The sequence below is a fragment of the Fodinicola acaciae genome, assembly GCF_010993745.1.
GTDB lineage: Bacteria > Actinomycetota > Actinomycetes > Mycobacteriales > HKI-0501 > Fodinicola > Fodinicola acaciae.
Genome location: NZ_WOTN01000002.1, coordinates 2,145,994 through 2,157,323 on the forward strand (window position 1 = coordinate 2,145,994; position 11,330 = coordinate 2,157,323).

Annotated in this window: 7 protein-coding genes; 3 read left to right on the plus strand and 4 right to left on the minus strand. The window is 65.2% G+C overall.

All coding sequences use genetic code 11. From position 1 onward, the window contains the following. The first annotated feature begins 14 nt into the window (after window positions 1-14). Entirely contained in the window at window positions 15-1,454 is a 1,440-nt protein-coding gene (locus GNX95_RS25440; RefSeq protein WP_163509881.1) for an MFS transporter, read from the plus strand. A 1-nt stretch (window position 1,455) separates the two neighbouring features. On the opposite strand, the gene GNX95_RS25445 is transcribed toward GNX95_RS25440, so the two are convergent. From GNX95_RS25445 to GNX95_RS25460, 4 genes are all read right to left on the minus strand, one after another. Next, window positions 1,456-5,190, minus strand: coding sequence for a glycoside hydrolase domain-containing protein (locus tag GNX95_RS25445; RefSeq protein WP_163509882.1), 3,735 nt, complete (start codon window positions 5,188-5,190; stop codon window positions 1,456-1,458). 144 nt (window positions 5,191-5,334) lie between these two features. Next, entirely contained in the window at window positions 5,335-6,297 is a 963-nt protein-coding gene (gene galE, locus GNX95_RS25450) for a UDP-glucose 4-epimerase GalE (RefSeq protein WP_163509883.1), read from the minus strand. A 90-nt stretch (window positions 6,298-6,387) separates the two neighbouring features. Beyond that, window positions 6,388-7,599: an alpha/beta hydrolase domain-containing protein gene (locus GNX95_RS25455; RefSeq protein ID WP_163509884.1), complete on the minus strand. Its 1,212-nt coding sequence runs from the start codon at window positions 7,597-7,599 to the stop codon at window positions 6,388-6,390. 247 nt (window positions 7,600-7,846) lie between these two features. Then, entirely contained in the window at window positions 7,847-8,974 is a 1,128-nt protein-coding gene (locus tag GNX95_RS25460) for a glycosyltransferase family 4 protein (protein WP_163509885.1), read from the minus strand. A gap of 1 nt (window position 8,975) precedes the next feature. Here GNX95_RS25460 and GNX95_RS25465 point away from each other — a divergent pair, with 1 nt between their 5' ends. Next, the gene (locus tag GNX95_RS25465; protein WP_163509886.1) at window positions 8,976-10,559 is read left to right on the plus strand and encodes a PLL family lectin; all 1,584 of its coding nucleotides are present in this window, start codon (window positions 8,976-8,978) and stop codon (window positions 10,557-10,559) included. 224 nt (window positions 10,560-10,783) lie between these two features. Beyond that, on the plus strand, window positions 10,784-11,260 hold the full coding sequence (locus GNX95_RS25470; RefSeq protein ID WP_163509887.1) for a hypothetical protein: 477 nt from the start codon (window positions 10,784-10,786) through the stop codon (window positions 11,258-11,260). The last annotated feature ends 70 nt before the right edge of the window (window positions 11,261-11,330 follow it).

The window sequence follows — 11,330 nt, forward strand, 5'->3', positions numbered from 1 at the left end:
GAGAGGATGACCGCATGTCCGAAGCTGCCGAGCCACGGCCGAACGTCGTCGTGGCGGTGCTGGCACTCGGCGGGATCGTCGTCTCCCTGATGCAGACGCTGGTGATTCCGCTGATCCCGGCGCTGCCGACGTTGCTGCACGCGTCGGCCAATGACGCCGCCTGGGCCATTACGGCCACCTTGCTGGCCGGCGCGATCGCCACCCCGGTGGTAGGTCGTTTGGGTGATATGTATGGAAAACGGCGAATGTTGCTGGTCAGCCTTGTCGTACTCGTCGTCGGATCGACCGTTGCGGCGCTGAGCGATTCGTTGGTGCCGATGGTCATCGGTCGTGCGCTGCAAGGCATGGCCGCCGGCGTGATCGCGCTCGGCATCAGCATCATGCGCGACGAGCTGCCGGCGGAGCGGCTCGGCTCGGCGACCTCGCTGATGAGTGCGTCACTCGGCGTCGGTGGCGCGCTCGGCCTGCCGGCCGCCGCTTTTCTCGCCGAACGCGCCGATTGGCACGTGCTGTTCTGGAGCGCCGCCGTGCTCGGCGTCGTGGTGACCGTGTTGGTTTTCCTGTTGGTGCCGGAATCCCGCGTACGTACGCCGGCGCGCTTCGATCTCGTCGGAGCTTTTGGCCTGTCCGTTGGACTGTTGTGCCTGCTGCTCGGCATTTCCAAAGGTGCGGACTGGGGTTGGGGGAGTGCGACCACGCTGGTTTTGTTTGCCGTGGCCGTCATCGTGCTGGCGCTGTGGGGATGGTGGGAGCTGCGCCGTCCGCAACCGCTGGTCGACCTGCGTACGACCGCGCGCCGGCAGGTGCTGCTGACCAACATCGCCTCGATCGTCTTCGGGTTCGCGATGTTCGCGATATCGCTGGTGATTCCGCAGCTGCTGCAGTTGCCGGTCGCCACCGGCTATGGGATGGGACAGTCGCTGCTCACGGTCGGCCTGGTGATGGCGCCGAGCGGCCTGGTGATGATGTCGATGGCGCCGCTGTCGGCGCAAATAACCCGTTCTCGCGGACCGAAAATCACCCTGATGGTCGGCGCGGTGGTGGTCGCGATCGCGTACGGCCTGGGGATCGTGCTGATGTCGCAGGTCTGGCAGCTGGTGTTGGTGTCCAGCCTGATGGGCGCCGGCGTCGGTCTCGCGTACGGCGCCATGCCGTCGCTGATCATGGCGGCCGTGCCGGTGTCCGAGACCGCCGCCGCCAACAGCCTCAACACGCTGATGCGGTCGATCGGCACGTCCATGTCGAGCGCGGTTTCCGGTGTGGTGCTGGCACATCTGACCGTGTCGTTCGGATCGACCGCGGTGCCGTCGCCGGACGGTTTTCGCCTCATCCTGGCGATCGCGGCCGGCGCTTCGCTGATTGCCTTGGTGGTCGCGGCGTTCCTGCCACCGCGCCGCGCGGTGCCGCCGGCCGGCACGACCTCAACCGTGCCGGCCACCGCCACCGCTCGTTGACCTACGGCGTCACCGGATTGCTTTGCACCGAAGGCGTGCCGGTGCCGACCATGTTCACCGCTGCCACTGTGAAGCGATATGACTGGCCACGGACCAAACCGTCGAGCACAGCGCGCGTCTGGTCCGGCCGTACGGTCACCGGATCCTGCGCCACACCGTCGCGATAAGGCGTGACAACGTACGCGGTCAGCGGCGCGCCGCCGTCGAATGCCGGTGGTTTCCAGGAAACCGTTGCCTTGCCGGCATCCGCACTCGCCGTGATGCCAGCCGGCGCGAGCGGAATGCTCGGCACGGCATGCACTTCCAGCTCGGACAGTCCTTCGTTGGGCCCGGTGCCGCCAGCGACCTGGAAGCGTACCGATTTTATCGTCTTCATGCCGAAAGTGACGACCTTGGGTCCACCATCGGTTGGTACGCCCGTCACCGCCACGGTCGAGCCGTCGCTGAAGGTCAGCGTGCCGCCGTGCACGTCGTCGATGCCCGGGCGGTCATAGAGCACGATCCTGTCGGTCCGGATCGGCCCCGGCCAGCTCAGCTCGATCCACGGGTTCTGCTCGCCCTTGGAGGCCCAGTCACCGGAATCCTGCTCGCCGATGATGCCGTCGTGCACCTTGGCCGCGGCGTACTGCGGGCTGTACTCCGACGACGCGGTCGCGGTGACGCCAGGCCACCTGGCCGCGTTTCCGCGCAACAGCTTGACATCCAGGTCGAGCGACACCTTGCGGCTCGCACTGACCCGGTGGCCGTCCGCCGCGGTCGCGGTGACCAGGACGTTTCCGCTGCGGTGGTTGACGGTGAGCACGCCGTCGCCGTCGATCGTCGCCTTGTCCGTCGGCTTTCCGTCCGGCTCGGTCACCGACCAGAAGGCCTGTTTGAGGGTCGTGTTCGCCGGCGTGTACGTGGCCTGGAACTGCGTTTTTCCGTACGGTTCGCGGACAACGTCGGGCCCGGAGACGGTGACCGCGTTGGCGTAGACCGGTTGCCGGCCTTCGGACCTGGATGCCGACGGCGGAAGGTCGCGCGTCCCCCACTTCTGGTTGGGCCGGTTTCCGAGCCACAGCTCCAAAGTGCCGCCGCGGGCCAGCTGGTCCTGGCCGAACCACGACCGGTCGAGCTGGTGGCCGTTCAGCCGGGCACGCTGGATGTAGAGGTTGGCGGCCGAATTGTCGTGCGTGACAATGCGAAACTCGCGACCGGAGCCGAGCCGGATGGTGGTCTGGTCGAAGACCGGCGAGGTGATGTCATAGACCGGATCGGCCAGGCTGCCGCCGGTCACCTCGAACAGGCCCATGGCCATCAACGCGCTCATCGCACCCATCTGACCCTGGTCCTCGTCGTGGTGGCCATAGCCGTCGACCGTCGACACCGCGCCGTACGTCTTCGCCTGCACCTGGCGGACCCAGTACTGCGTCAACCACGGCTTGCCGACGTAGTTGAACAGGTGCGCCACCTCCAGGCCCGGCTGGTTTCCGTAGCTGACATAGCCTTTGCCGTACGCGCCGATGAAGTTGTCCTTTTCCGCGCGTACGAAGGCATAGTTGAGCTTGTCGGCATAGCCGGCCTCGCCGCCGACCAGGTTGGCCAGACCCATCACGTCGTGCGAGGTGAACCAGGTCGCCTGCCAGGCGTTGGCCTCGACGAAATCGTTGCCACTGAGCGGATCGAAGGGAGTCAGCCAGCTGCCGTCGGCGGCTTTCGGCCGGATGAAACCGGTCGACGGATCGAGCAGGTTGCGCCAGTTGCGCGACCGGTCGATCAGATAGGCGCCGGTGTCGGAGTCGTCCCACGCCTCGAACTCGTTGAGGCCGACATTGGCGCCGGTGCCACCGGTGGCCTCGAATCGCGCCCAGCTCACCGATCGTTTGCCGAACTGTACGGTTTTTTCGGTGCCGTCAGCGGGGATGCCGGACACGTTGACCGACGAGCCGTCGCTGAACCGCAGGACGCCGGAGTTGACGTTGTCGGTCAGGTTGGCGCGGTCGGACAGCACGACCTTCTGGATCGTCCGCGGCTTGTCCCAGCTCAGCGTGATAGCCGGCGTCTTTTCGCCGTTGGAGGCCCATTCCACGTTTTCCTTCGGTGAGACACTCGACCGGATCGGCCGCCCGTCCACCGCGCGTACACCGGCGAAGTTGCTGTCGTTGAGCTGTGACGACACCGAAACCTTCGCGAACTGCGCGACGTTCAGGCCGCGCTTGTGCAGTTGCCTGGCCAGCTGACCCAATGCCCAGTCCTGGTTGGCGTATTCCAGCGTTTCGCCGGCGCCGCCGTCGAGGAAGCCGGCGCTTTGGTCGTGTGGCACATAACCGCGCTCCAGGTACGGCCGGATGCCGCCGGCGCCGGTCCAGGAGCCGTACTCGATGGCGCCTTTGTCGAACAGGCCGCCGACCGACTGCGCGTCCAGCATCGCCTTGAACGCGAGGTCGATGTCGAAGCCGCGGATTCCCTTGTTCCACGCGCCGACGATGAAGGAGGTGATCGGTGAACCGGTCATGATCATGGTGTCGTCACCGGCCGCCGGACCGCGCGGCAGCAGGCCGCCGTCGCGATACATCTGCAGGAACGAGTTGACCATGCTGGCATAGATCTCCGGATAAGCCAGGCCGAGGATCGAATTGACGTTCCACTGCGTGAGCCACAGTGCGTCCGAGTTGTACATGGCAAACTTCGGCCGGCCGTCGCGGCCGAGTGGGATCTGCTTGACCTGGTTGTGATTCCAGGTGTCGTCGATGTATTTTCCGTCCGCGTCACTGTAAACGCCGCGTCCGCACAGCACATGGAACAGGTCGGTGTAGAACTTGACCTGTTGCTGGTGCGTGCCGCCGCGCACGTCGATGCGGCCGAGCAGGTCGTTCCACTGCCGCTGCGCGGCGGCTTTGGTCGCACCGAAACTCCAGCCGGGAAGCTCCGCGGCGAGGTTGCGGCGCGCGCCTTCGGTGCTGGTGTAGGAAAGTGCGACCTTGAGCTGCACAGCGCTGCCGGCGGCCAGCTGGCCGTATCGTACGTAGACGCCCATGTTGTCGCCGGCCAACCGGTCGATTGGAGCGCCGCCGTCGGCGAGCTTGCCGTTTGTCCAGCCATGTAGCGAATCGAACGGCCGGTCGAAGGCGATGTCGAAGAACAGCTTGGTGTTGCCGTCGTGCATGGTGACGAAACCTTCGAGCTCCTGGTTGGAAACCTTCGTCACCTGCGCGCCGTTCATGGTCGCCTCGCCGAGCACTCCGCCGAGGTTGACGATGATCTCGCTCGGGCCGCCGCGGTCGTACGTGTAGCGGTGCATGCCGACCCGCTCGGTGGAGGTCAGCTCCGCGGTCACCCCATAACGATCGAGGTGGAGTTTGTGATAGCCAGGCTCGGCGATCTCGCCGTTGTCATGGTCCACATGAGACTGCCAGCCGGTGTCGCCCTGGGTTTTCGGCACCGGCGCGCCGGTTGTCGGCATCACCTGCACGCCGGACAGCGTCCACTCGTGGACGTGGCTGAATCCCTTGACCTCGTTTTCGTCGTGCTGGTAGCCGGAGTCCCAGGTGGTGCTGGTGCTGGTGTCCGGCCGCAGCTTGACCATGCCGAACGGCTGGCTCGCGGACTGGAAGAAGAAAAACCGGCCGATGTCGGACTCGACCCACGGATTGACCAGCCGTACGTAGTCGCGCGTGCTCGGCGCGGCGGCGACCGGTGGCGCGGCGGTGGCGACGAGTGTCGCCGCCAGGAGGATCACGAACAACGTACGTCTCATCGCTGGCGCCTCCATCGATTGTTAACGTTAACATCGATAAAGTACACGAAGCGGTTGGATTTTCCAAGACTTTCGTTACCGTTGGCCGCTTGAAGTCACGCGCTGCGGGTGTTAACGATACCTAGATCGTCCGCGGTAGAGCGGTCAGGCGCTGGCCGGTGACCAGCTCGACCAGGCCGACGAGATCATCTCGTGGAGGTCGAATTTGGCGCGCCACCCCAACTCCGCGTGGATTCGCGTGACGTCCGCGACGACCTCGGCCGGGTCGCCGGCACGCCGCGCGACGATGTCGTGGTCGAAGGCCATGCCGGTGATCGTCCTGATGGTGTCGAGCACCTCGAGCACGGTGCTGCCTTTGCCGCGACCGACGTTGTACGTGCGACGGGTGAGCCGCTGCTCCAGCAGATCGACAGCCTGCACGTGGGCTGTCGCGAGGTCGGCGACGTGAACGTAGTCGCGGACGCAGGTGCCGTCGTGCGTCGGCCAGTCGTCACCGAACACCTTCGGCCGCACGTTTTGTCCTAGCGCGAGGAAAACCTTCGGGATGAGGTTGTCGGCACCACGATCGGCGAGCCGCGGTGAAGCGGCACCGGCGGCGTTGAAATATCGCAGCGAGACATAGCCGATGTCATGCGCGCTCGACGCGTCGGCGAGAATTTTCTCGCACTGCAGCTTGGACTCGCCATACGGATTCTCCGGCCGGCATTCGGCGTCTTCGGGAACAGGAGAGACATCCGTGGTGCCATAGACGGCCGCGCTGGAGGACAGGACGATCCGGCGTACGTCGGTGCGGTTTGCCGCATCCAGCAACGAGATCATGCCACCGACATTCTCGTTGTAGTAATAGATCGGCTGTCGTACGGAGTCTGGTGCCGACTTCCGCCCAGCCAAATGGACGATTCCGCGGATGTCGTGTTCGCGGATGGTGGATTCGAGCAACGCGGTGTCCAGCACCGATCCGATCACCAGCGCGGTGCCGTCGGTGACGCGCTCGGCGACTCCGGTCGACAGGTCGTCCAGGACCACGCAGTTGTAGCCGGACTGGTGCATCGCGTGCAGCACGTGCGATCCGATATAGCCGGCCCCGCCGGTCAGCAGCCAGGTCATCGATGGCCTTTCCACTGCCGGCCGGAAAGGAGCCGGTCGCACTCTGACATCATTGTCATCGTTAGTCCCCATGTCGAAAGCTCGTGATCGTCAATTGCGAAGTGACATCACGAAGGTGATGGCGGCGAGCTCCTTGATTTCGGCGGCATCGGCGCGAAGCAGGAAACCGGCCGCGACGGCGGCCTCGGTCGCGTCGTCGAACGCCTTCTGATAGGCCTCGACACTCGGATAAAGCGCGGTCAACATCGCCGGTGGAAACGGTGCGGCCAGGCCGGCCGACTCCGGATCGACACCGGTCAGCAACGCGGTCGGCACGTCCATCCACGGCGTGCGTACGCCTCCGACGGCATTGCCGTGTGCGTCGCGTTTCAGGATATGCGGCGCGCTCGGCACGGTGGCGAGCCGCTCTCCGCGTGGCAGCGCGACACCGTCGCGTACGCACCGATTCAGCTGGTGAAGCGCGGCGTTGGCGAGATAGTGGTGCTGTGGCGCGGAAATCACGAACTGGTCGAGACCGGCGTGTTTCGCACCACTGGCAAGCGCGGCGATCACCTCCGACGGTTTGCGTTCGACCGGGTGAAGACCGGCCATTGCCTGCGCGTACGCGTCGATCCGCGCTGCTCCGGCGATCTCCCAAAGCCGAAAACATTCCGCGTCTGGTCGCGCCGTCGATCCGTATCCGGAGCTGGCGATCTCCGTCTCGGTCTGCAGCACGAGGGTCGGGACCCGCGTGTTGTTTCCGAAGCGTGCGGATGCCGGCGGACAGTGGACCAGAAATCCGTCGAAAATCCCGGCGGACCGGTCGATGTCGTCGACATACGCGGAAATCCGTTGCGCGGCGGCCGACATCCCGGCGGCGATCAGCCGGACATCTGGTCCCATCTCGCCGGCGATCTCACGTACGGCCGCGCCGGCCTGCGAAAACATGTCGTAGGCGTGGTCGTCGCCAGGGTGTCGCAGATCGGTGTAACGCTCCGGATCCCACGCTTTGAGACCGTCAGATGCGGCCTGCCGCACCGAAACACCGGCCCACCCGAAACCGCCACGTATCAGCTCCGTCTGCGTGGCGGCCCATTCCGCCGCGGTTTCCGCCGAACCGGCGGCATCCAGCCACTCCACCAGCACGGTCCCGTTGAACTGCTCGGATCGAGCCGGCCGGCGAACCAGGATCCGTGTGCCGTAGGCGGCATCAGGACCCGCGACGAGCCGACCGTCCGCGTCTTCCCGAAATGACGTTGCCGCACCTCGCAGCAGGTATTCCTGCTCGACGCAGGCTGTCGACGCTAGTCGTTCGGCCGGCATCGGCGATGGACCAGGCGAATACGCCTTTCCCCGTCCTCCTTGGCATTCCTCCAGGTCCGGTGGTGCGGTCAGGGCAGATGCATGTGGTGCGCGCGCCACGCGTGATCAGCCTTCCCATGAGGCTCACCCCGTGAGCGCCGATGGTTACACCGACAATGACGCACGGGACCGCGCGGCAGGTTGCAGTGAATCTCAGATGTGTCCGATATGCGGAGAAACTTTCCCAGATTCCTCAGGAAACCGGGAATCAGCTATCGGATGACCGGAGAAGCGACCGGTAGAGCGCTACAAGTCGGCGGGTGACCTCCGCGGTGTCCAGCCAGGCCATCGCCTCGCGACCGGTGGAACGCATCGGTTTTGTCAGCAATGGTGCGACCGCGTCGGCCAGCCGGGTGATCAGCTCGGCGCGGGCGGCCGGCGTCCCCCATGGCTCCGGAAAGTCCACGACGGCGCCCGGGGTTGCCTTGGCCAGGGTTTCCGCGGTGTCGCCGACATTCACCGTGACGACCGGCAGGTTCATCGTCGCGGCCTCTTTCACGACGGTCGGCGAGGCCTCGGTGCCTTTGCGGGACGTGAACAGCAGGACATCGGCGGCGGCGAACTTTGGCACCACGTCGGCGCGATTCTGCCCTGGTGCGGCGAGCACCAGCTCCTCCGCGGCCACACCACGTTTGCGCAGTTCGGCAAGGACATCGCTGAACACGTCATAGCCTTTGACCTGGTTGTCCGGGTGACCGCCGAACAGGACCACCCGCGCGTCCGAATCGATGCCGAGGGTGGCGCGGGCCTCGGCGCGGTCGGTGGGCTTGAACAGCTCGAAATCCACGCCGTTGGCGATTACCGTGGCATCCGGCTCGCGCGCGGTGACCGCCAGCCGGCGGGAGACGTACACGCGCGACATGGAACCGGCGCCGAGCCGGGTGATGCGCCGCTGTTTCGGCGAGTTGATGTCCGAACCGTGCAGCGTCAACACCTTCGGAATGCCGGTGACCAGCCGTGCGGCCAGCGCGGTCAGGCCATAGTGAACGTGCACGATGTCATATCCGCCGGTGCGGGCGCGGCGGCGTACGCGTGGCGCGGCGAGCAGGTAGTCGGCCTTGCCGCGTGCCTGCGCGACGATTTCCACGTCGACCTGGTGGCCCTGCCGGCGCAGGGCCTCGACCTGCTCGCGCACGAAAATGCCGCGGAAGCTGCCGTTTTCCGGCCACAGGTTGGTGACCGTGAGAATGCGCAGTGCCGGTTCGTGAGGTGTCGACGCCGTTGTCATGCCAACTCCGAATCTTCGCCGTACGGACAGTGGCTTGCGGCCAGCATAGAGAATGGTCGCCGCCGGAGAAATCGCCACCTCGTCCTCGATCGAGCGGTATGAACGCATAGTGCCGCGATCGCGCGGTTCGCCGCGTACGGTGTTTCAGACCACGATGAAACTCGCGGCGCGCCGGCGGTGCCGCTTCCTACACTTCCGGTCGGGGCAGAGCGCCGAGGAGAAAGGCACACCTGACATGTCGTGGAAACCTGCCGCGGCAGCGATCGCGCTCGTCGCTGTCGTCGGATTCCTGGTGTCACCGGTAAGTGCGATGGCCGCATCGTCGGTCGGTGGACCCATTTCCCGCTCGGAGGTGCGTGATCGAGCACAGTTCTGGGTCGACCGGCACGTTCCGTACAGCCAGAGTGCGCAGTACGGCGACCCACAGGGCCGGCTTTATCGCACCGACTGCTCCGGATACGTGTCGATGGCGTGGCATTTGACGGCCAGCGAAAACACCGCGACACTGATGAACTTCGCCAACAGGCTGGCAAGTTACGACGACCTGCAACGCGGCGACGCCGTCGACCGTACCGGCTCGGACGTGCCGTGGGACCTGCAACACGTGGCACTCTTCGACCACTGGACGGACGGCTCGCACACCTCGCTGGTGGTGTATTCCGAGCCGTATCCGGGAAAGACCGCCGAGATCGAGAGCTGGAGCCGGTCGTATCTGAGCGACAACGGCTATATTCCGATCCGCTACAAGAACATCGTCTCCGACGCGCCGCAGCCGCTGCCGGTGCAGGTGGTGGCGACAACCGCGAATGGTGGCCTGTTCCACACGATCCGCCAGGTCAACGGTGTCTGGAGTGGCGCTTTCGGTGATGTGGAAGGCCAGGCGGGCTCGGTCGACGCCGTCGCGGCGGATGTCGCGCGTACCGGCAATGACCTGCAACTGGTGGCGGCGACTCGCGACGGCCACCTTTTTCACACGGCCCGCCTGGCCGACGGCAGCTGGTTGTCGTGGGGAAATGTCCTGTCGACCACCGGCGCGACCTTCCAGGTGGCCGACGTCGCGGCGGCGAGTGTCAATAACGAGCTGAATGTCGTTGTCGCGACAACCGCTGGAAACGTGTTTCATGCGATCCGGCACGTCGACGGCACGTGGACGACGTTTGGCAATGTCGACGGCGTGGCCGGAAATCCTGGCAAGGTGGTGAAGGTGTCGGCGGCGGCCGTACGGTCACCATCCGGATCCGCCACCGACCTGCATGTCGTTGTCGCGACCTCGGATGGGAGGTTGTGGCACACGGCGCGGCGCACTGATGGGTCGTGGTTGGCTTTTGGTGACGTGAAAGGCCAGGCGGGCGATCCAGGATCGATCGCGGATGTCACGGCCGCTGGAGTTGGCGTTGACTTGCATGTCGTTGTGGCCAGTGGTGATGGTCGGATCTGGCACGCGGCTCGTAAGAGCGATGGCAGTTGGTTGCCGTTTGGGGATGTTGTCGCGGCCGCGCATAGCACGCTGAGTGGCGCGGCGGCGGTGGATGCGGTGGGGGAGCCTAATGGTGATTTGCACTTGGTGATCGGCACGGGGAGCGGTGGGGTTTTTCATACGGCTCGGAAGGTGGATGGGACGTGGTTGGCGATTGGGGATGTGAAGGCGCAGACCAGCAATCCGGGGGTGGTGGTGAATGTGACGGCCGCGTGAGGGGGTTTTGGTGATGGCGATGGGATAGTCGTGTTGGGGTGTGCGGGTCGAGGAAGTGGTGCGGCGCCAGGTGTTGTCGACTGGAGGGACACCTGGCGTTGCGTTGGGAGCTGGTGAGTGTCGCATTGTGCGTTGAGGAAATGGTTGCGATGCCCGCTTGGTGCGTTGGGGAGGGGAGAGAGAAAAAGTACGGTCGAAGTGCGGGGGGAACAAACGAAGCCGTCATGGTGAAAAGCGAAAACAATCCGTCTTTCCTTGTGTTTTGGGGGAAGTTGCGGCTCATAATGTGCGGGCTGTGGGGCATGATGGTGGCATGGACCGGTAGCATGGGGGTTATTGGAGATCCGCTGTTCGCGTTGGATTTTGTGGATGCGGCGCCGGATGCGGATACGGTTCGGGTTTTGCAGGAGTTGGATCTGTCGGCGGCGGATCGGAATGAGTGCCTGGCGGTGATGGAGGTGACGAATCGGTTGATCGCGGCGATGCAGGGGTTGCGGCTTGCGGCGATGGGTCGGTTCATCAATCAGTATGATCCGTTGGCCCGTCGGTATGCGGCCGCTGAGGTTGCGGCGGCGTTGAAGTGGACGACCAGGGCGGCGGCCAGTCGGCTGGAGTGGGGTGAGCATCTGACCACGACGTTGCCGCGTACGTTGGCGGCCCGCGTCGAGAAAGAGGACGCTGACGACGGCCGGCGTGGCTGAGCGCTCTGCTGCCGGCAGAAAAGACCGAGGCGATCTACCAGCTCATCGACAAGATCGCGCACAGTCAGAA

What these genes read in the sequence shown, in the direction of transcription:
- GNX95_RS25440 (WP_163509881.1), top strand. Translation starts at nt 15, where the DNA reads ATGTCCGAAGCTGCCGAGCCACGGCCGAACGTCGTCGTGGCGGTGCTG.
- GNX95_RS25445 (WP_163509882.1), bottom strand. Translation starts at nt 5,190, where the DNA reads ATGAGACGTACGTTGTTCGTGATCCTCCTGGCGGCGACACTCGTCGCC.
- galE (WP_163509883.1), bottom strand. Translation starts at nt 6,297, where the DNA reads ATGACCTGGCTGCTGACCGGCGGGGCCGGCTATATCGGATCGCACGTG.
- GNX95_RS25455 (WP_163509884.1), bottom strand. Translation starts at nt 7,599, where the DNA reads ATGCCGGCCGAACGACTAGCGTCGACAGCCTGCGTCGAGCAGGAATAC.
- GNX95_RS25460 (WP_163509885.1), bottom strand. Translation starts at nt 8,974, where the DNA reads ATGCGTTCATACCGCTCGATCGAGGACGAGGTGGCGATTTCTCCGGCG.
- GNX95_RS25470 (WP_163509887.1), top strand. Translation starts at nt 10,784, where the DNA reads ATGGTGAAAAGCGAAAACAATCCGTCTTTCCTTGTGTTTTGGGGGAAG.